Origin of the sequence: Aliidiomarina minuta, assembly GCF_003987145.1 — a bacterium.
Lineage (GTDB): Bacteria > Pseudomonadota > Gammaproteobacteria > Enterobacterales > Alteromonadaceae > Aliidiomarina > Aliidiomarina minuta.
In genome coordinates, this window is sequence record NZ_PIPL01000001.1 from 917187 (window position 1) to 936842 (window position 19656).

19 protein-coding genes and 1 pseudogene are annotated in these 19656 nt (G+C 48.2%); 10 read left to right on the plus strand and 10 right to left on the minus strand.

The features are described 5' to 3' along the window. Positions 1 to 11: 11 nt before the first annotated feature. The 5 genes from CWE09_RS04390 to CWE09_RS04410 all read right to left on the minus strand — a co-directional run bounded on the left by CWE09_RS04390 (position 12) and on the right by CWE09_RS04410 (position 4023). Entirely contained in the window at positions 12 to 590 is a 579-nt protein-coding gene (locus tag CWE09_RS04390; protein ID WP_157982809.1) for a SixA phosphatase family protein, read from the minus strand. Between the two features lie 85 nt (positions 591 to 675). Further along, positions 676 to 1968, minus strand: coding sequence for an NAD(P)/FAD-dependent oxidoreductase (locus CWE09_RS04395; RefSeq protein WP_126802792.1), 1293 nt, complete (start codon positions 1966 to 1968; stop codon positions 676 to 678). A 64-nt stretch (positions 1969 to 2032) separates the two neighbouring features. Further along, entirely contained in the window at positions 2033 to 2620 is a 588-nt protein-coding gene (locus tag CWE09_RS04400; RefSeq protein ID WP_126802793.1) for a CBS domain-containing protein, read from the minus strand. A 45-nt stretch (positions 2621 to 2665) separates the two neighbouring features. After that, positions 2666 to 2971: a hypothetical protein gene (locus CWE09_RS04405; RefSeq protein ID WP_126802794.1), complete on the minus strand. Its 306-nt coding sequence runs from the start codon at positions 2969 to 2971 to the stop codon at positions 2666 to 2668. Positions 2972 to 3027: 56 nt separating this feature from the next. After that, positions 3028 to 4023, minus strand: coding sequence for an NADP-dependent oxidoreductase (locus CWE09_RS04410; protein ID WP_126802795.1), 996 nt, complete (start codon positions 4021 to 4023; stop codon positions 3028 to 3030). Between the two features lie 121 nt (positions 4024 to 4144). Between CWE09_RS04410 and CWE09_RS04415 the strand changes: the two genes are divergently transcribed. The 5 genes from CWE09_RS04415 (at position 4145) to egtD (ending at position 9349) form a co-directional block, all read left to right on the plus strand. Further along, positions 4145 to 5056 carry a LysR family transcriptional regulator gene (locus CWE09_RS04415; RefSeq protein WP_126802796.1) on the plus strand — a complete coding sequence of 304 codons (912 nt, stop codon included), beginning with the start codon at positions 4145 to 4147 and terminating at the stop codon, positions 5054 to 5056. A 59-nt stretch (positions 5057 to 5115) separates the two neighbouring features. Further along, positions 5116 to 5955 (plus strand): alpha/beta hydrolase, encoded by an 840-nt coding sequence (locus tag CWE09_RS04420; protein WP_126802797.1) that lies wholly within the window; start codon positions 5116 to 5118, stop codon positions 5953 to 5955. A 9-nt stretch (positions 5956 to 5964) separates the two neighbouring features. Beyond that, complete coding sequence (locus tag CWE09_RS04425; protein WP_126802798.1) at positions 5965 to 7041, plus strand: MBL fold metallo-hydrolase; 1077 nt, start codon at positions 5965 to 5967, stop codon at positions 7039 to 7041. 81 nt (positions 7042 to 7122) lie between these two features. Continuing rightward, entirely contained in the window at positions 7123 to 8346 is a 1224-nt protein-coding gene (egtB, locus tag CWE09_RS04430) for an ergothioneine biosynthesis protein EgtB (protein ID WP_126802799.1), read from the plus strand. A gap of 22 nt (positions 8347 to 8368) precedes the next feature. After that, complete coding sequence (egtD, locus tag CWE09_RS04435; RefSeq protein ID WP_126802800.1) at positions 8369 to 9349, plus strand: L-histidine N(alpha)-methyltransferase; 981 nt, start codon at positions 8369 to 8371, stop codon at positions 9347 to 9349. A gap of 40 nt (positions 9350 to 9389) precedes the next feature. Here egtD and CWE09_RS04440 read toward each other — a convergent pair whose 3' ends face one another. Further along, positions 9390 to 11168, minus strand: a complete 1779-nt coding sequence (locus CWE09_RS04440; RefSeq protein WP_126802801.1) for an ExeM/NucH family extracellular endonuclease — start codon at positions 11166 to 11168, stop codon at positions 9390 to 9392. A 300-nt stretch (positions 11169 to 11468) separates the two neighbouring features. On the opposite strand from CWE09_RS04440, the gene CWE09_RS04445 reads away from it, so the two are divergent. Further along, positions 11469 to 12308, plus strand: coding sequence for a Crp/Fnr family transcriptional regulator (locus CWE09_RS04445; protein ID WP_126803909.1), 840 nt, complete (start codon positions 11469 to 11471; stop codon positions 12306 to 12308). On the opposite strand, the gene CWE09_RS04450 is transcribed toward CWE09_RS04445, so the two are convergent. Together CWE09_RS04450 and CWE09_RS04455 are read right to left on the minus strand one after the other, a co-directional pair. Then, positions 12247 to 13701 carry an OmpA family protein gene (locus CWE09_RS04450; protein ID WP_126802802.1) on the minus strand — a complete coding sequence of 485 codons (1455 nt, stop codon included), beginning with the start codon at positions 13699 to 13701 and terminating at the stop codon, positions 12247 to 12249. The genes CWE09_RS04445 and CWE09_RS04450 overlap by 62 nt on opposite strands. A gap of 11 nt (positions 13702 to 13712) precedes the next feature. Further along, the gene (locus CWE09_RS04455; RefSeq protein ID WP_126802803.1) at positions 13713 to 15686 is read right to left on the minus strand and encodes an ice-binding family protein; all 1974 of its coding nucleotides are present in this window, start codon (positions 15684 to 15686) and stop codon (positions 13713 to 13715) included. Between the two features lie 198 nt (positions 15687 to 15884). On the opposite strand from CWE09_RS04455, the gene CWE09_RS04460 reads away from it, so the two are divergent. Both CWE09_RS04460 and CWE09_RS04465 read left to right on the plus strand, forming a co-directional pair. After that, positions 15885 to 16088, plus strand: a complete 204-nt coding sequence (locus tag CWE09_RS04460; RefSeq protein WP_126802804.1) for a hypothetical protein — start codon at positions 15885 to 15887, stop codon at positions 16086 to 16088. Positions 16089 to 16256: 168 nt separating this feature from the next. Beyond that, positions 16257 to 17039: a ferredoxin--NADP reductase gene (locus tag CWE09_RS04465; RefSeq protein ID WP_126802805.1), complete on the plus strand. Its 783-nt coding sequence runs from the start codon at positions 16257 to 16259 to the stop codon at positions 17037 to 17039. A 154-nt stretch (positions 17040 to 17193) separates the two neighbouring features. Here CWE09_RS04465 and CWE09_RS04470 read toward each other — a convergent pair whose 3' ends face one another. Together CWE09_RS04470 and CWE09_RS04475 are read right to left on the minus strand one after the other, a co-directional pair. Next, positions 17194 to 18246 (minus strand): hypothetical protein, encoded by a 1053-nt coding sequence (locus CWE09_RS04470; protein ID WP_126802806.1) that lies wholly within the window; start codon positions 18244 to 18246, stop codon positions 17194 to 17196. A 244-nt stretch (positions 18247 to 18490) separates the two neighbouring features. Then, complete coding sequence (locus CWE09_RS04475) at positions 18491 to 18838, minus strand: MgtC/SapB family protein (protein ID WP_198679608.1); 348 nt, start codon at positions 18836 to 18838, stop codon at positions 18491 to 18493. A gap of 27 nt (positions 18839 to 18865) precedes the next feature. Here CWE09_RS04475 and CWE09_RS04480 point away from each other — a divergent pair. Both CWE09_RS04480 and CWE09_RS04485 read left to right on the plus strand, forming a co-directional pair. Beyond that, positions 18866 to 19119, plus strand: a pseudogene (locus CWE09_RS04480) (DksA/TraR family C4-type zinc finger protein). A 3-nt stretch (positions 19120 to 19122) separates the two neighbouring features. Continuing rightward, complete coding sequence (locus CWE09_RS04485) at positions 19123 to 19647, plus strand: DUF421 domain-containing protein (RefSeq protein ID WP_126802807.1); 525 nt, start codon at positions 19123 to 19125, stop codon at positions 19645 to 19647. Positions 19648 to 19656 lie beyond the last annotated feature (9 nt).

Genomic DNA, 19656 nt, shown 5'->3' on the forward strand with positions numbered 1-19656 from the left:
GCGCGCAGAGATCAATCTTTCTTCAGTAAAGGCGCTACCAGGCGTGTCGTTATTACTTCATCACCTTTAATACTCAGCTGAAAAACATCGCCATAATCATCTTCGCTCAGTTCCACCGGTTGTCCACCCGCACTGGTGACCATTTCAGGAACCGTATTGCTATGTCCGACAATAAGCACGTTACGATTTTGCTGACGAACCTTTTCCAGCAGTGCTTCACGATCATCCGCGTCATAAAACTCGATAGGTAAATTAAATGCCCGCGCCACTGGCAGAGCCGTGCCCATACTACGGCGATAATAAGTGCTATAAATAGCTTCAATATCAGCATGACGCAGCATCTGACTTAAACCTACAGCCCGGCTATAACCGTCCTTTGTCAGCGCTGGATCCAGATCGCCTTCCTGCTTCTCTGCATGACGTGCAATGTACAGCGTGAATCGTTGATCCTGCATCGCTTCCTGTTCAGTTTCTTCATCAACTTCAGAACTGCTGGTTTGTACCATCCCCTCAGTTTCCGGCATTTGAGCCCAGGCTGAAAAACTTAACGAACAAGCCAGTGCACCTGACATCAGCAAACGCTGTAGCATAACTTCTATCTCCCGCATGATTAATAAAACACATTTATTATGCCTGTTTTTGCCAGCGCAGCATAGCGTACTGCCGAACGGGTAACTAATGCAGCTTCATTCGCGGTTTCAGATAATAGGTAAAGCTATCTGCAATCATCGTCAGCGCTGTTTTAGTAACCCCATGAATGGTGACCTGATGCATACGATACAACGACGCATAAAAAAAGCGGGCTAACCAGCCATCAATAAAGATGCCTTTTTTGCTTCCTAACAGATTGCCTACCGCGTCATAGCTGGAAAGCGTAATCAAAGAGCCTTTATCTTTATAAGTAAAAGGCTTAAGCGCTTTGCCCTGCAAAAGCCCCTGGAGACTATAAGCCATCGCCTTGGCCTGCTGATGCGCAGCCTGAGCGCGGGGAGGCACCGCACTATCTTCTCCCTGAGGACAATAAGCGCAATCACCTAGCGCAAAAATTTTTTCATCATCAATGCTTTGCATGGTTTCTTTGACGTTAACCTGATTGTTTTTCTGGCAACTGAGGCCTAGTTCAGACAGAAAGTCCGGCGCTTTAATTCCTGCCGCCCAGACATGCAAATCCGATTCAATAAAATCACCGTCTTTTGTGTAGAGACCATCAGGAGTCGCTTTAGCAACGGCTGTATCAACATGAATATGCACACCCAGATCCGCAAGATCTTTATGCACAGCTTTGCTGACTCGTTCAGGTAACGGGGGCAGGATTCGTGGCGCTGCTTCCAGCAAACGCACTTCTACCTCACTTTCTCCTAAGTCCGTATAACCGTAATTTTTCAGCATCCCGGACACTTTGTGTAACTCAGCGGCCAGTTCGACTCCAGTCGCACCACCGCCAATAATAGTCACCGTCAGTTTACGCTGAGGCCGTCGCCCGGCTCCGTTGTAGCGCAGGAAGCTATTCAGCATTTTGTGCTGAAATTCGACCGCTTCATCCGCGGTATCAATAAAATAGCAATGCTCGGCTACGCCTTCGGTATTAAAGTCGTTCGCTACACTGCCCAGAGCCAGCACCAGATAATCATATTCCACTTTACGTTCAGGCAATATCAGCTCGCCCTCTTCGTCATAGTGTTCAGCCAGCGTTATCGTACGGTTTTCCCGATCCAGCGCGGTCAGAGAACCGCGCTGGAAGCGATAATGATGATTACTGGCGTGGCCCTGGAAAGATACCTCATCCAGATTCGAGTTCAACACTCCGGTCGCCAGTTCGTGGTAAAGCGGTTTCCAGACATGAGTAGAATCGCGATCCACTAAAACAATTTCAGCTTTTTTAGCTTTGCCCAGTTTCTTACCCAGTCGGGTGACCAGCTCTAAGCCGCCAGCCCCGCCACCTACCACTACTATCCGTGGCAATGTCATATGCATACCTTATTCTTGAGAATTACCCAGAGTATAGATCCCGTACCAAGGAATGCATGCCCAGCTAGTCTATTTCTTCGGCATGTTTCACCGCATGCAAAATTTCCGCAAAGGAAGACGCATGATGGTAAACATGCACCGATTCACCGGTTTTATCGGTAATACCAAGTGATGAAATAAGGCCCTGGATATGCCCCCTCTCCTGCACCAGCAGAAAGTCTTTGCCGCTTTTTTGTAAAGTAGCTACAGCATCGCCTATCTGCGCATACAACAACTGCTCTCGGCTAACTAGCGGTAAGCTGGCGACCGATTTCATCAGGTGGCGCACCGGTACTTCATTAAAAGCTATACGCAGTTCATGTGCGAATTGCCCTGCACGACGCCCCCGCAGATCCCGGGCCGCCAGAATGCCAACCAACTCACCCTGGTTATCCAGAACACAGGCATAACGGGACTCTCTGGACTGCATAAGATCGCGAGCTTCGCCCAATTCAGTACTGGTTTTTATCTGCAAGGGAGCATGTTGGGTGAAATCATCCAGCACGTTCAGCGCGCCTTCGTTCCAGCTCAGTTTTTCTTCTGTCATTTGAGGTGCGCACAGAGGCGCGTGGTCGCTAACCGCAGACCAGCTTAAACTTGTATAGTGGTTCATGATGTAAACTCCTGAAAATCAAAAAATTAAGTATTTTTTTAAGATTTACAGAAGCTGAGGTGGGGCCCGGCAATGGTAGTCACTGTAAGCATTAAGAACGGCTTTGTGCTGAGGTTCACCAATGCAGAAATCACGAAGTATTCTGCGGCCATCGGCCTGAGTGCTAAGAACAGCATCCGGCTGATCGCCCTCGTGTTCCTGAGCACTAACCAGCGCATGAGAAATGTCCGTAGTGCTCTGATAACCATCCGCTACGCTCACGCCAGTGACCGGGGAGGCCACAGCACTGAATAGCATGAGTAGTATCAGATAACGAGCATAACGCATGGTCTGTCCTTTAACATCCATCATATAACATCTTCGATATTACAGATATACGCCCTGTTTTGAAGAAAAACAAGAGTCTTTTACAGCTTAACGATCAGTTTACCTTTGTTTTCACCCGTGAACAGCAGGTTCAGGCCTGACATAGCAGATTCCAGCCCCTCGATAGTGTGCGAGCGATATTTAATCTGTCCTTTTTGCACATACGGGGTCAGCTTAGCCTGCAACTCTTTGGTTTTATCAAAATGGTCCGGCATAGTGAAACCCTGGATAAGCAATCGTTTCTTAATGATATTCATCCAGTTCGGCCCCGAGGCAGGCTCTTTCGCCGTGTAATCAGCGATCATGCCACAGACAACGATGCGTCCATGCGCATTCATACGCTCAAATACCCGGTGCTGTACAGGCCCACCGGTATTCTCAAAATACACATCAATGCCCTCTGGCACCAGCTCATCTAAACGGCTACCAATATCGTCGGTTTTATAATTGACCGCACCGTCAAAACCCAATTCTTTGGTGATCCAGTCCGCTTTTTCCTGACTGCCCACCACACCTATTACCTTCAGGCCATCAGCTTTCGCCAGCTGCCCGACAATAGACCCCACCGAACCGGCGGCACCGGATACTACAAGGGTTTCACCAGATTTAGGTTTGCCTATTGAGTACAATCCCTGAGTGGCTGTAAGCCCAGGCAGGGCGAACACAGAAATGACCATTTCGGGATCTAAAGCAGCGTCAATTTTATTAACGCCTCGTCCATCACTCAGTGCCATTTCCTGCCAGCCAAACATGCCCATAACACGGTCGCCTTTAGCAAACTTCGGATGCTTTGACTCTACCACTTCACCCAGCCCCGACGATCGCATAACGCTGCCCAGCTCAACCGGGGGAATATAGCTTTCGGTATCCGCTGACATCCAACCTAACATTGCCGGGTCCAGTGACATGTGGGTCTGTCGAATCAGTAATTCTCCATCCGACACCTCGGGCACCGACTCCTGTACCACTTCGAAAAGCTCCGGACCAATAGAGCCGGTTGGACGTTGCATCAGTTTAATTGCCGTATAGGTACTCATAAATAATCCTTTGGTTAACTAGTAATGGCACCTATTATGGCTCATTATTAACTTATTTTAAGATAGTAAAACGATAAACTGTGTTGTCATAAAGACAACAATAAAAGCATTTCAGGAGTTTATGGACCAGCTCAGAGCCATCCGTTATTTTGTTAAAGTCGTTGAGAGTGGCAGCTTCACCCGCGCCGCCGAACACTTTCGAGTACCCCCCTCTTCGCTGTCCAGGCGCGTTGCAGATTTAGAGGCTCAACTTGGTGCGACTTTATTAAAACGCAGCACCCGGGTAGTCAAACTGACTGAAATTGGCCACAGCTATTACACCAGCGTGCGTTCACTGTTGTCTCAACTGGAAGCGACCGACGAAGCGGTTAGCCAGTATCAGTCCAAACCTATGGGTCATTTGCGCATCAGTTCTATGGTAGGTTTTGGTGAAAATATGCTGTTGCCGCTGATGGATACATTCAGTGAACTGTACCCCGACATAGTGCTGGATATTACTTTGAGTGACTCGCTCACCGTACTGGAACGAGATGACATTGATCTGGCTATACGAGGTGGTTTTGCCCCCGATGAGCGAGTTATCGCCACTAAACTTATGGGCAACGAATTCATGCCCGTCGCCTCCCCTGCTTATTTAGCGAAAATGGGAACCCCCACTCACCCTCTTGAGCTTGCCCAGCACAAAGGCATTTATTTTCGCACTCCCCAGGGGCCAACCCCCTGGATTTGCGAGCTGGAGGATCGCTGGCAGGACGTTTCAGCACCCGCTGCGGCTATCAGCAATGCCGGACGCTGGCTGGTGCACAAAGCCGAACAGGGCGAAGGCATTCTGATGTTACCGCGCTGGGTGTTACAACCCTATCTGGACAAAGGCAGCCTGCTGCCGCTGCAATTAAGCCCTTCTTTGCGAACCACCCCCAACCCGGGTCTGGGCATTTATCTGTTGTATCAGAAAACCCATTATCAGGTGCCTAAGGTTAAAGTTGCCATAGACTTCCTAACCGCTCACAGTAAAAGCTGGCAAGCAACATAATCTATACAAATAGCAGGGCACGTGGTAAAAAGTTGTTTCACTACATAAGGATATGCAAAATGCGCCTGCTTAATATCATACCTGTTCTACTGTTCTCGCTGTTTTTATCAGCCTGTTCTATTACCGTCACTGAACAGATGATAGTGTCCCCCAGCACCGATATTGACGGCGACAACCTAACTAGCCTTATCCACCAATCCGGTTATAAACCTCGTGAGTTAAAGTCTGATACTGACGAACTGCTGTATGCGCTAGAAAAAGAGGCGCCTGATTCAGACACTACCTTATTAGTGTTACACGGCAATGCTCTGAATCTCTCACTGCAACCCTGGTTCGGCCTGATGCAGTCGTTAGCCGGGCTTGATATCAATATTCTGGCCATTGATTACCGCGGTTTTGGCTACAGCGAAGGTGAAGCCAGTTTCAGCGCTATGCAGGAAGATGCTCATACTGCATTACAAGCCATTGATGAAAACCAGCAGATCATCATTTATGGTCTTTCTCTGGGCTCAGTCATGGCTTTAGAAGGCATCAATGACCCACGTGTAAAAGGGGTCATTATCGAAGGTGGGGTGACTACCAGCGATGCAATGATCGAACACTTTGTATCCCGTAATCGTTTAGGTTCGCTGGCTTCTGTACAGGTGGATGAAAAAATCAACTTTGACAACCTCGCCGCTTTATCCAGCTCCGCTAAACCCGCCCTGATTATCCACGGTGAAGAAGATCAAAACATTCCACTACACATGGGGCAAAGCCTTTATCAGTCCTCTGGCAGCGAATTGTCAGTTTTTTACCCGGTAAGCCAGGGGCAGCACTGCGATACTTTTATTCGTGATGTGGACAACTTCTTACCCCGCGTCAGTTCATTTATAAACAGTCTGCAAACACAAGGGTAAAGTGCAAGCATGAATCATCCGTCTATTTGTTTATTGCTTATCAGCTGCAGCCTGCTGGTTGCCTGCAGCTCTAACGATGTTACCCGGATTGAGGCAGAACAGGCGGGGGCTACGCAAACCGACCAGGGGCGCTATCGCAATGCCTATCGAGACATTGAATATCCAGACAATTGCGAAGCAGACTGCTACCTGCCCCACCCACTGGTTGAGTGCCAGCAACCCGGTGAGAATTGCCAGTACACAGGCGACAATCCCACAACTAACCTGAACGCCGGGTTTGAAATAACCTGGTTGGGTCACGCCAGTTTTAAAATACAAAGCCCGGATGGTCAGCAACTCTTATTCGATCCTGTCAGCCAGCAGTTTGACTGGCCAGTTAACTGGGCCTTTCGGCTCAGTGATGGTTTCAACCGAAACACGCCGCAATGGCCAGACAGCGAACAGCTTCAAGACACCGCCGGAGTTTTTTATTCGCACCTGCACTATGATCACTTTAACAAAGCCGACGTGCGCCGTATTGGTACGGAGGCCGAGTTTTTTGTACCTCTGGATATGGCATCCAACCTGCCGCGAGGCGGCTATCGCATAACCGAAATGGACTGGTACACGCAAACATCATTAGGGCCTTTGACCGTGCATGCAGTGCCCGCTCATCACTTTAACAGCCGGGTTTGGGTGCCTTTTTTATACGAAGATGAAAATCGAGCATTGTGGAGTGGCTGGATTATTGAGTATGAAGGAAAGAAGTTGTTTTTCGCCGGTGATACCGGCTATTCACCGCACTTTAAAGACATTCAGCAACGCTACGGCGATATGGATATCTGCCTGTTGCCCATCGCTTCTTACCATCATGAAGAACACGGCAACTGGTACCGCTATGTGCACACCACCCCGGAAGACACCCTGGCCGCTGCCGAAGATCTGCAGTGTAAGTCGATAATCCCCTGGGGCTATGGCAATGCCAGCTGGAAAATGGGCGACCACAGCTCTCACTCAGCGTTAATACGTTTACTCAATGTCTATCCAGATAGCTCCCGTCAGATACCACTTTTGATCCTGAACGAAGGCGAAACAGTAAAACTCTAATAAATCGACAAACCTGATTTATCCATCTATGGTTTCCTTTGTGAAAATCCAGTTATAGGCAGCGAGGGGTCGTAAAGAAGTATGCTCACAACAAACACCTATAAAGAAGTCCGCATGCAAAGCCTGCGCCTGACCGAAGGATTGAGCGACGAAGACATGCTTTTACAGTCCATGCCCGATGCCAGCCCCACGAAATGGCACCTGGCACATACCAGCTGGTTTTTTGAAACCTTTTTGTTGCAGCCGCACCTCAGCGCTTATCAGGTTTTTGACGACAGCTATCAGTATCTGTTTAATTCCTATTACGACAGCGTAGGTGAGCGCCATCCCAGACCAGAACGAGGGTTATTATCACGCCCTTCACTACGTCAGGTACTGGCATATCGTGAACATGTTGATAAAGCCATGCAGCAATTGCTAAAGCAGAAGCCAGATAAGAAGATCCTGGATGCACTAACTATCGGTCTGCATCATGAGATGCAGCACCAGGAACTGATGCTGACCGACATTAAGCATGCACTGGCCAGCAATCCTTATGGGTTACCTGAGTTAACCCCAGAAGCGAATAACAACACGCCCACAGATAGCACGTTTACTCATTTTAAAGGCGGCCTTATTTATATTGGCACCGACAGTGACCATGAATTTGCTTATGACTGCGAGCAGCCCCGACACCAGGTATTTCTGCACGAATTCAACCTGCGCAACAGCCTTGTAAGCAATCAGGAATGGCTGGCGTTTATTGATGATGGTGGGTACCAAAAGCCCGAACTGTGGTTATCCGAAGGCTGGGCACTCTGTCAGCAGGAGGGCTGGCAGGCGCCTTTATACTGGCGACAGAAAGATGGCAACTGGCAAACTATGACGCTACAAGGTTATAGACCTGTGCATCCGGCTGAACCCGTTTGCCACATCAGTTATTATGAAGCCGATGCTTTTGCCCGCTGGCTGGACTACCGCCTGCCCACTGAATTTGAATGGGAGCACGCCGCTCGTACCCAGCCTTTAACCGGTCATTTTGCTGACTCCGGGATCTGGCACCCAAGACAACCTGAGCAACAACCCGGACTCAAACAAATGCACGGTGATGTCTGGGAATGGACACAAAGCGCCTTTGCCCCTTATCCAGGCTTTCAGCCTCCTAAAGGGGCATTGGGCGAATACAACGGCAAATTCATGATCAACCAAATGGTTTTACGTGGCGGTTCCTGTGCCACAGCGCACCAACAAATGCGCTTTAGCTATCGCAACTTCTTTCATCCGCATCAGCGCTGGCAGTTCAGTGGACTGCGTCTGGCCCGCTAACACAGCTTCGGAGTCATCACATATGCATGAACAGGATAGTCCCCTGAAACTGGATAGTACCCTGAAACAGGATAGTACCCTGAACGAATTTTATGAGGACGTGGTACGCGGGCTAAGCCAGTCACAAAAGACATTATCCCCCAAATACTTCTATGATGCTCAGGGGTCCCGTTATTTCGACCAGATTTGTCAGTTACCTGAATACTACCCGTATCGCACTGAACTCAAACTGCTGCCCACCGTCGCCAGGGAATTAAACAGTTACTTCCAGCAACAAGCTATTGATGAACTCAATGTAGTCGAATTTGGCGCCGGTTCACTGCACAAAATAAAACCACTGCTGGAGCATATCCCCGCCATCCGACATTTTACAGCGATTGATATTTCCGGCGAGCATTTAGATAACGCCTGTCAGGAACTGCAGAAGCTCTTTCCAGATTTGGATATTCAGGCGGTTCAGGGCGACTTTACTCAACCGGTATCTTTGCACAGCAGTCAGGCCACCCGCCTGGGCTTTTTCCCCGGTTCTACCATAGGCAATTTAACCCCTGAGGAAGCGGTCGAATTTCTTCGCAGCGCACGTCAGACTTTAGGCACAGGCAGCTACATGCTACTTGGCGTGGACAGCAAAAAAGACACATCTATATTGCATCAGGCCTACAATGACAGTCAGGGCATTACCGCACTTTTTAACAAAAACATACTGCAACGCATAAACCGCGAGCTGGGCGCTGACTTTGAACTCAGCAATTTCGAGCATCAGGCCGTATACAATTCAGCCAAGGGTCGCATAGAGATGCACCTACGTAGCACTTCAGATCAAAAAGTACAGATAGGCGACAATAGCTTCACATTCAAGCAAGATGAAAGCATACATACCGAGAACTCTTACAAGTATACGACCGAAGAATTCAGCCAGCTAAGTCAAGGCGCTGGCTGGGTGACAGAAGAATGGTGGCTGGCCGATAATAATATGTTCGCAGTCACCCTGTTACGCTGCTAAATCGACTGTACTTTAAACTCAGCAATTCGACAGCGCTGAATTAATGCAACGCTGTCGAATCAATGACCGTGATAATAGGGTCGTGATCAGAGGAGCGATAAGGCGTTGGGGCGTACAAGCGCTGTTGTTGCTCCGCTGTCTTGTCGGACAGAGGGTATTCAAAAGCGATAGGTTCGTCTGCATTGATATACCAGTGCGCCATATCCTGCACCGCGTCCCATATAGAGTCATGCACCAAAACGTGATCTAAACTTCCCCGCTCCCCCCTAAATACATAGGAATAACCCTCTCGGTCAAAATGATCAGCGACGTTAGTAAAACCACCTTCAGACAAAACAACCAGCGGATCTTCATTCTGATACGCATTAAAATCCCCAAGCACTATGTAATTGGTATGAGCGAATTCTTTTGGGTTGTCTGCTAACCAGTCCAGCAACGCCTGCGCTGTCGCAACACGTAGTTCATTCCAGCATGCCTGGCCATCGTTCTGGTTGGCATTTTCATCCGTGCGATCATCCGGGCAACTGCCTTTTGATTTGAAGTGATTAGCAACTACAGCCACTTCTTTACCTGAACTCAGTACCTTGAAGTTCTGCAGCAATGGCGGACGACTTCCCCAGCTAAAAGGACCTTCTTCAGTCCATGTCAGGTCGCCAACCGGAGTCACCCGATCATGGCGATATACAATGGCCTGGGTAATGGCATCGCCGCCTACGGTTTCGGCATCGCTGTGTGCATAAGAAAACACCACCTCGTCGCTGGCGTTATTTAACCCACGAGTTAAGTCCGCCAATGCACTGTATTCGTCAAAGCCATCGTTTTCCATTTCCATTAAGGCATAAATGTCGGCATCCATGGCGATCATCGCTGCTATGGTTTTGGCTCGCTGGCGTTCAAACTCCTGTATGTTTTCAGCTCCACGAGGTGTTGGAAAACCACCGCCCTGGCCATCGCCGTTAAAATAGTTAAGCACATTAAACGCGACCACGCGTAAATCACCATCGGCCAGTTCCGGCACATCGCGGCGCGGATTACTGGCAGTAAACTCAGGCGTTACTGTAGGCTGAATATGATAGTTATTACCGATACGCAGGAGTATACCTTCAACCGAACTCACCTGATCACCACTTCGCACCGGGTTGTCCATGCTTAAACCACCCGTAGGATAAGGAATATGTGCTGGATTCTCCTGCCAGGAACCGTCATCAAGCACCAGTCGACGAGCTTCATTATAAGCGCTACGACGTGCGGCATCTGCACCAGGTTGCTCAACCTGGGTCGGCACCCATAGAGGCTCAGTCGCAATATCCAGAGTACCAAAGCGCGCTAACTGATAGTGACCAATGACCACCATATCTTGATCCAGTCGGACCCGTTGCAGTAGATACTGAGACAGAGAATCCGTATCGCTTAGCGGCAGAGACAGAGGTCGAACCGCCACTTCGTCGCTACCGCAATCTATAAAACCGCTTATATCAGAAAGCTGCCAACCGCCATAATAGTCGCTGACACGGCCCTTAACCTGAATTTTCTGACCTTCACTGAGATTCCCAATAAATTCATGGTCCTCAATAAAAGCAGCTGCTGTAGTATTCTGGAGAAAGAACCCGTTAAGGGCACTCTCCCCCTGAAAGTCACCACTCACTGTACCCTGCAAAATAACCTGCTGGTTTGAGTACTCACCCAAGTCGGCAAAAGAGGCGGTATCAGCGTCACACTGAGCCGCCGCCAATTGATTGCCTGATTCCTGAACATTGCAGGCAACTAAGAAAAAGCTGCACGCACTGACGAGCGTAAAAACACCTGGTTTAAATTTCATGCTGTATTCCGGTAGGTTTTTTTAATGTGATTATGGCGCGAGTTTAGCATCATCCGGATGTTGTTATATGACCAAAAGATTACACACCAGATTATTGATTACTCAACCAATAAGTGCCTGATATCACGCTCTGAAAGCTTCAACAGCTCAATCATTATTAAACTGATAATAAGAATTGAGCTGTTGAAAACACATCTTTGATTCGAAAAACTTCCACAATTCGGTTTCACACCAGCTATTATGTTCCTTTATTTACCCTTGGGCCAAAGGAACAAAACTGATTTGGATTCAATAAAACAGATGGACAACGGTGAATTTCCACCACCAGCACCGGACCAGAATTGCCTGCTTGACGCCCTGCCCGCCGATGTCAAAGCACGCCTGACACCACACCTGGAACTGGTTACTCTACCTTTGGGAGCCTCTTTATATGAATCCGGCGCCAAAATAAAACACGCCGTTTTCCCGACCAATTCCATTATCTCTCTGGTCTACGTTATGACCAACGGTGATTCAGCAGAGACATCGGTTATCGGCAATGACGGTATGCTTGGCACACCTTTATTTCTGGGAGGCGATAGCACGCCCCATCAGGCCATGGTACTAAGCGCCGGCAATGCTTACCAGTTACCCGCACAGGTGTTAAAAGAGGAATTTGAGCAAAGTAGTGATTTTCGCAAACTGTTGCTTAATTACACTCAGGCACTGATGACGCAAATGGCGCAGACCGCGGTATGTAGCCGTCACCACTCAGTTGACCAGCAATTATGCCGTTGGTTGCTGCTTTCCTTAGATCGCATTCCATCGAATGTACTTATTATGACGCAGGAACTGATTGCTACTATGCTGGGAGTTCGTCGCGAAGGCATATCTATAGCCGCGGGTAAGTTACAAAAAATTGGCGTTATTGAGTATCACCGTGGCCGGTTGATAATACTTAACCGCGCAAAACTCGAGGAGCTCAGTTGTGAATGCTACGAAGTAGTGAAAACAGAATGTGAGCGTTTGTTGTGTTATGAGAGAAAAAAATATGCCGGGAATCAACTACCCGACATATCCAAACTATCACGCTTAAAGTTTATTCAGGGTAACCAAGTACAATATTCACCCGGCGATTTTCCTGGCGGTTCGAAGCCGTAACGTTGTAAGTATCGCGTCGCGTCGCACCAAAACCTTCAACGTTCAGGCGTGAACGGTCAACTGCAAAATGTGTCACCAGATAATCTGCGACGTTTTGCGCACGTGTCTGCGATTTTTCTTGCGCAGTGGCTGGCGTTGCGTTATCAGAATGGCCTTCTAGCGTCACGATAAGATCTGGGTTCAACTGCAGGTATTTAGCAATATTCTCCAGCCTTCTGTGGTACTTAGTATTGACTGCTGAATCCTGGGTATCAAATTCCAGCCGCATTGCCAGAGTAGTCCGCGCCGGCAGAGTACTTAAACCAGCCACATCCTCAGCACAATCAATCACCGCATTGATACGACGGTTCGCCTGCTGGCCTGCTACCGTACGATTATCTGCAATCGGTCGCGTCTCGCCGTAGCCTACAGCGGTCAGGCGTTGAACTGCAACGTCATGCTCACTAACCAGGTAATTTGCAACACTTTGAGCGCGCTGCTGTGATAATCGTTGATTGTCAGCCTCGTTACCCACATTATCCGTATGACCTTCAATAGTGGCTTTAGTCTGCGGATATTTAGTCAGGAATCGTGCCAGCACCAGCATATGTTCACGGTTAGCACGCTCAATATTCTCATTACCAATCTCAAACTGAATTTCAAGCGCGCTACAGTATTCCTGTGTAGCCGCTACCGGAGGAGCAGGAGCTGGAGTTTGTGTGCGCGTGCGTGCCGCTGGAGGTGTCTCAACAGCAGACTGCTGGCGCGCTCCAAAACGATAGATAGCGCTGACAGAAAGTAAGTCTATATCACTACTGTTTCCCACAGCGTCATCCATACGGTAACGCTCAACCTCAGCTCGAAGACTAACCGCCTCAGACAAATGATACTGGTAACCTACGCCAATTTTATAATCCACTTCCCTGCTGCGATATTCAGAAGTCTGCACGTTGACTGCACCCGAACTTTCGAAACTAGCCTTTGTTCTGCCATTGTGTACACCTATACGAGCAAATAACGATGAGCGATCGCTCAAGGGCAACATACCAACCAGATCTACGTTCCAACCACTAAATTTGAGTGCACCTGACAGGCTACCATCTGGATTTGTGTTCGCCGTGTAGTCAAATGAACCCAGATCAAAGTAACCGCCCTCCACTGCAAAGTTCGGATTAAATTGATAACCACCAAAAAGTTTGAAGCCAAAATCACGATCATTCTCGCTGAACTCTGTGGTTTCAAAACCAGCCGCGAATAAATCCGCAGTAATATCTGACTCAGCAATGCTGGCAAAAGAAGCACCGCCGCCAGCCCCCACAAACCATCCGGTTGGTTCTTCCTCCGCCATTGCTGGCAATATCATACCAACTAGAGCTACGGTACTTATCGCCTGGGTGATTTTATTCATTTTCATTGGGCTCTCCATTACTCAGCAGGTACGTTAATCACGGTGTTCACGACCGTAACAGACGCGGTCAGCGACAGTGCCCGACCATCTAAAGTCACAACATTAACGTTGCCAGAGGTCGAAATGCTCACACCATCCTGAGCAAGAATGCTGCCTTTCATAGTGCCGCCGCCTGCTGCGTTAATGGTGGCAGCGCTACCTACCTGCCAGAAAATATTCTTCGCCTGAGCGCCATTTGTCAGAATTACACTTTGTGGAAAGTCAGCACCAGGACCACCTACCGTCAACGTAGTCGCCATCTGAAAAACCCATACCGCATTCTGGTTGCCCTGTGCATCAAGAGTCAGATCACCACCCTCGATTAAAAAGGAACCGTTAGGAGCCGTATAAATACCAGGAGTTAATGTCAGGCTACCAAGATTGTCGTTACCTGGATTCTGGCCGCCAGGCATATTAGCTGGCGTCAGTGCAATATAAGCCTCTTCAGCATCAAGACGTCCCTGAATAGCAATAGCTTCAGTTTCTGCAGTACCGTCCTGTGGACAATCGACCGTTGGAGACGGTGGCGCAGTAAAAATATTACCATTAACCTGGCCTTCATCTAACGGAGTAATGGTGTATTCACAACCAGGCTCAGAAACAAAACCAGTCACTAAAGTAGATGTCCCTGTAGTCGCTAAATCACCGTTAATAACCGTTAATAACCCTTCATTGGTAATACCGGCACTGCCACCCATGGAGCCAAACGGGGCTGCACTTTGAAGATTGGCCGGTTGCAGGCAATTGTTAACCGGAGCTTCTGCGGTAAAGATCCAGACATAGTCCTCCGGCATTTCATTGCCTGGTACCACTAGATCTTTCACGCCATCCGGGCCGCCTTTTATGGTCACGCGATAAGTAACGTCCTCATCAAGATCGGTTTGCGGAATAAAGGTAATTATGGTGCCTGTATCCGCATCCAGTTTAATGGATTCAGCGGTAACGGTATTTGAAGGCTCCGCATTTTCAACCACAAGAAAAGTCATGTTATTGACTGTAGTAGGGTCAAGACGTACACCTGAAGGTATATCGAAAGTAGCGTTAATGCTGCTGTTCTCACAAACCTCTAGCAATCCAGCATCCTGAGGATTTGTCGACTGCACACTGATATTTGCCGCAGGTAATGCAGCCACCGTAGTGAAGGTCCAGATATAATCGCTTGCGCTTGTTATCGGGCCCTGATTACCAGCCAGTTGATTGCCAGCGAGATCGGTAACATCGCTGGTAACAGTCGCCGTATAAGTGACCCCTACTTCCAGGTCTTGCTCTGGAGTAAATACTGCACTGCTTGAATCCTGCGCGTATGTAACCTCACCCAGAGGAGCCGCACAAGGCGTTTCACAAGTGAGCGTGAAACTCGATTCTGTCACTGTTTCTGGTAGCATATTTTCAGTAAATACAGCCACAAGAGACGTATTTGCAGGAACATTCATGGTCGGGCCGGAGTTCGTGGTCATGGGACCAGTAGCACTCACCCGCGGCCGCGTTGTATCTGCCGTCGAGCCAGTAGTAAATTCCCAGACATAAGGGACAGCCAGAACCACATCGCCAGAATCAGTGGTTGCACTCACGATAGTTGCTGTATAAAGGGTTAACGAATCCAATACCGCCGGATCAGTTACCGTGAAGGTCGCTATGGTGTTGGCTCCATTCATGGTGACAGTTCCATCAGGACTAATACAAGAATCTGCACAGGTCAGGGTGAAATCGGCCGTCGTCAAGTCAGATACAGCTTCACTAAACTGAGCTGTAATAGACGGGTTCACTCTCTCAACATCCATTGAATTGGTAGCGGGAGTAACTGCTGTCACTGTTAATGATGATCCAACATTGCCGTCATTACCGAGTATAGGATCACGCCCATTATCGTTACAGGCAACTAAGAGAGTACTGACCACTGCCAGCATCAGCCATTTACAAGGGCTGGAAAAGCTAAATAATTCAAAGCGCATTCAATAAATCCTTTTTATACAGTTATACGGATATTTCCGGCCCACGTGGAGTGCAGGAAGCGGCATGGCGTCGACTATCTACTCATTCGGGAAGGTTGTCTGTACGTTAACGCGCTTATAGATATTGGAAGACAAAGGCATTTGCCTGTTCGGGGGAACTGACTACACTGTAAAGTCACGTCACATAAAGGTATCGCTATGTCTGCCACCGCCAAAGTTTTAACCACGCTTTTAGCGCTTGCAACTCTCTTTCTCTCTACTTTCCTGATTGTTTATTTTGCTCTGCTCGGACTGGTTTTTATCCCCCTACTGCTGGGCCTGGCATACCTCATATTCAGAGGCATCATCGCCAGTGCAAAGGACGCGAAGAATGCTGCGGATGGTCATTCAGGAAAAGATTAGCCGTAGCAGGCCCAGCCAACACGCAAAGCAATAATCCTTAAAATCATTGTAATAAGAATCATTTTCATTTAAAATGAGATCTCATTAACGAAATCCTTAAATGTTCGAACTTGCTTCCTCTACTAAATGGAGGCATTTCAAAATAACATGGATGGAAGGTATAGAAGTATGAGAAGTACAGTTGTAGAGACGGTAACCTCCGTTCACCACTGGAATGAAACCCTGTTTAGTTTTAAGACAACACGCAAACCCTCTTTTACCTTTGAAAATGGCCAATTTGTGATGATTGGCCTTGAAGTCGATGGGAAACCACTGCTACGCGCCTACAGCATAGCCAGTGCAAATTATGAAGATGAGCTTGAGTTCTTTAGCATTAAAGTTCCCAATGGAGCCCTGACCTCAAAACTGCAACACTTAACCCTTGGTGACTCAGTAATGATTTCAACACGACCCACGGGAACCTTAGTTGCCGGGCACCTGACCCCAGGTAGAAACCTGTATCTGCTCGCCACTGGTACCGGTCTGGCACCCTTTATGGGCATCATTAAAGACCCGGATATATACGAACAGTATGAGAAAATTATTCTCGTGCACGGTGTGCGTTATGCGTCTGAGTTAGCTTATCAGCAAGCTATTTGCGAAGCCTTGCCAAACAATGAGTACTTTGGCGACTTAGTCCGCGATAAGCTCATTTACTACCCCAGTGTGACACGCGAAAGCTTCCGTTCACCCGCCCACCAGCAACGCATAACTCACTTACTGGCAGATGAGGTATTAAGCACTGAATTAGGGTTACCGCCATTATGCCCAAGCCGGGATCGTTTTATGCTCTGCGGTAGCCAGGCAATGATCAGCGACACCATGGACATTTTAAACAGCAAAGGATTTGCCAAAGCAACCTCAAGACGCCAGGGCGACTACGTGATTGAACAGGCATTTCTGGAGAAGTAGTGTGTGGTATTCGGGGCAGCTGTAAAATCACGTTCCAAAAGCTTTTCAGGGCTCCTGAGACAAGCTGTCCAGACGTATGAGGTTAGAAAACTCATAGCCAGCTAAGAACCTGCACTGCCAGACTACAGAGTGCAGGTTCCCTTATTTAAGGTAATTAACAATCAATAGCACTCAACGGTCCTTCCACCACACCAACCCGGGTGCCAAGCAAAAAGTTACGCTCACCGTCACGGTCCATTAGCAGCATAGGAACCACGGCCTGAGCCTGACCATATACTGCGACCGGTAATTCAGTACGCGTCCAGCTTTGTCCCTGATCCTGACTGCACCACATCTCGCTGGTTTCTGCTACTTCCGTTAAGCTGACGTTTGCGTAATATCGACCACTTTGCTCGTCTTGTTGTACGCTATTAACCACCACGAATTCATTTTCATCGTCAATGAACCGATCCTGTTGCCAATTTTCACCGTTGTCATAACTAATATGAAAACCACCCTCACCGCCAAGTACCAGAATATTAGGGTCATTCTGGTCGGCAAAGCCGTCTAACAAAATATCAGTCTCAGTTTCCCCAAAAGTTGTTACCTCAGCACTTCCACGATCATAACGCTTAAGCCTCCAGGGGCTATCAGCGTCACTCGAAAGCCGCTTGGTCCACCAAATCTGATCATGAACCGGGTTATAAAATATGCTGTGAATACGAGTGCTAAGTTCAGAGTACGTTCTAACCTCCCCTGAGACCAGAGTAAACTCTGTCAAATTACTGTCGCTAACTAACAATGAGCTTGCCTGACGCGCATAATACTCATTATCAATACGCTTGAAGTTTGTAATCCGATGGCTGTTCTCACCAAATGAACTCAACTCCCAGTTTTCCCCCGCATCCAGACTCTCGCCTTTAAACGAAGAATCACTTTCAACATACACATAATGCTCAGGAGCCAGCACTTCAACAAAGCTACTGCCCGGAGAATAAAGTATTTCAATTTCACCATCAGCACTCAGTGACCAGATTCTGTCTGCATCGCTAACAATAACCGCATCACCGTCCTGACGCAGACTACGAACATCAGCATACTCATAATGGACCTGCAAAAAATCGCTGTCTCTGTCTTCGGGTTCTGACGAGCTACTATCCAGACAGCCTGATAATGCAAAAGTAACCGCTGATGCAGCCAAAGCAAACTTAAAAGGTTTCATATCCATTAAAAAAACCCCATTTCATTAACATTCTAGAAACATGCTACCCACTAAACCTCAGTGCTTCAAACCTCAGACTAGTAAAGTTATGTAAAGGTAAGATTTTAGAGCATACTCTTGAGCACTTCGATGGATTGATTCAAGCTCAAGAACATATCTCTCTGTTTATCAATACCTTTTATCCGCCCCCGACTTACAAAGGGTTCGATGCGAACTAGTCCGTTGGTTATAATCAGCGCCATCACAGTTACTATAATTGCCAACGCGAATGATTAAGACCAGCTGCTAGACCAATTGCGCCTGCCATCCATACTGAAGCCCCTGTTGTAATGCCCGTAATATCGCCACCATTTCGAATAATAGTACCGGCACCAAGGAAGCCAATACCAGTAATCACTCCTTGAATGACTCGGGTTGGATCGATTTGTGCGTTACCTCCCGTGCCATTTGCTACCGCGTAGAGAACACTCATTCCCATTATGATAAAGGTCGCAGAACCCAACGACACAAGCATATGCGTAAGAATAGCAAACCTGAAGTAAGGAAATAATGATGCCGAGGTGAAACAGTAACCCAGGTTGTAGGCTACACTATTCATCAACACTCAACTTTTGAAAACATCACTATGGCAGGCGGTTGGACCCGCGACGGCGCGGTACAGGATCAAATCGATACAAGCACTGAGGACAGTGTCAAACAGGCACGCAGCCGAATACCGGCGGGCGAAAGCCTGGAGCATTGTGCGGAATGTGATGAACCCATTGCGCAGGCATTGCCAGGTGTGCGCTTGTGTATTGAATGCCAGACAGCGCTGGATAAAGACAATCAGGCAGCCTCCGGTTTTAACGACGAGGCAGCAAAGACAGTCAGTTACGTTAATCGATGAGCGATATATTTTTCAACGGCTGGGACAGCTTGCTTCGCACTCTGGTGGTGGGCGTGCTCGCCTACGCGGCATTGGTGATATTCCTGCGCATAGCAGGTAAGCGCACGTTGTCAAAAATGAACGCTTTTGACTGGGTGGTAACGGTCGCATTGGGGTCAACGTTGGCAACGATTTTACTTAATAAGGACGTGGCTCTGGCGCAAGGTGCGTTAGCTCTGGCTTTATTAATCGCCTTCCAGTTCATTGTAACCTGGTCAAGTGTACGTGCTCGCTGGGTGCGTAAAGTTATCGCTGCAGAACCCAGTTTACTGGTATATCAAGGCGAGTACCTGGAAGCAACCATGCACCGTGAGCGTGTCACAAAAGGTGACATTCGCTCGGCAATTCATGCAGCTGGTCAGGCGTCCGTGGCGGACGTCGGCGCGGTGATTTTAGGCACAGACGGCGCGTTTAACGTGGTGCAAAAAGGCGCCGAGATTCATCTTGATAAGCCAGGAGCGGAGGCCAAGGTACGCCGCTAGGTGATGTGT

Bases quoted from the DNA above. Each gene is read 5' to 3' on its own strand.
- egtD (WP_126802800.1), top strand. From the start codon at position 8,369: ATGCATGAACAGGATAGTCCCCTGAAACTGGATAGTACCCTGAAACAG.
- CWE09_RS04475 (WP_198679608.1), bottom strand. From the start codon at position 18,838: ATGAATAGTGTAGCCTACAACCTGGGTTACTGTTTCACCTCGGCATCA.
- CWE09_RS04395 (WP_126802792.1), bottom strand. From the start codon at position 1,968: ATGACATTGCCACGGATAGTAGTGGTAGGTGGCGGGGCTGGCGGCTTA.
- CWE09_RS04410 (WP_126802795.1), bottom strand. From the start codon at position 4,023: ATGAGTACCTATACGGCAATTAAACTGATGCAACGTCCAACCGGCTCT.
- CWE09_RS04405 (WP_126802794.1), bottom strand. From the start codon at position 2,971: ATGATGGATGTTAAAGGACAGACCATGCGTTATGCTCGTTATCTGATA.
- CWE09_RS04390 (WP_157982809.1), bottom strand. From the start codon at position 590: ATGCTACAGCGTTTGCTGATGTCAGGTGCACTGGCTTGTTCGTTAAGT.
- CWE09_RS04470 (WP_126802806.1), bottom strand. From the start codon at position 18,246: ATGGATATGAAACCTTTTAAGTTTGCTTTGGCTGCATCAGCGGTTACT.
- egtB (WP_126802799.1), top strand. From the start codon at position 7,123: ATGCTCACAACAAACACCTATAAAGAAGTCCGCATGCAAAGCCTGCGC.
- CWE09_RS04455 (WP_126802803.1), bottom strand. From the start codon at position 15,686: ATGCGCTTTGAATTATTTAGCTTTTCCAGCCCTTGTAAATGGCTGATG.
- CWE09_RS04415 (WP_126802796.1), top strand. From the start codon at position 4,145: ATGGACCAGCTCAGAGCCATCCGTTATTTTGTTAAAGTCGTTGAGAGT.
- CWE09_RS04485 (WP_126802807.1), top strand. From the start codon at position 19,123: ATGAGCGATATATTTTTCAACGGCTGGGACAGCTTGCTTCGCACTCTG.
- CWE09_RS04440 (WP_126802801.1), bottom strand. From the start codon at position 11,168: ATGAAATTTAAACCAGGTGTTTTTACGCTCGTCAGTGCGTGCAGCTTT.
- CWE09_RS04425 (WP_126802798.1), top strand. From the start codon at position 5,965: ATGAATCATCCGTCTATTTGTTTATTGCTTATCAGCTGCAGCCTGCTG.
- CWE09_RS04465 (WP_126802805.1), top strand. From the start codon at position 16,257: ATGAGAAGTACAGTTGTAGAGACGGTAACCTCCGTTCACCACTGGAAT.
- CWE09_RS04400 (WP_126802793.1), bottom strand. From the start codon at position 2,620: ATGAACCACTATACAAGTTTAAGCTGGTCTGCGGTTAGCGACCACGCG.
- CWE09_RS04460 (WP_126802804.1), top strand. From the start codon at position 15,885: ATGTCTGCCACCGCCAAAGTTTTAACCACGCTTTTAGCGCTTGCAACT.
- CWE09_RS04450 (WP_126802802.1), bottom strand. From the start codon at position 13,701: ATGAAAATGAATAAAATCACCCAGGCGATAAGTACCGTAGCTCTAGTT.
- CWE09_RS04420 (WP_126802797.1), top strand. From the start codon at position 5,116: ATGCGCCTGCTTAATATCATACCTGTTCTACTGTTCTCGCTGTTTTTA.
- CWE09_RS04445 (WP_126803909.1), top strand. From the start codon at position 11,469: ATGGACAACGGTGAATTTCCACCACCAGCACCGGACCAGAATTGCCTG.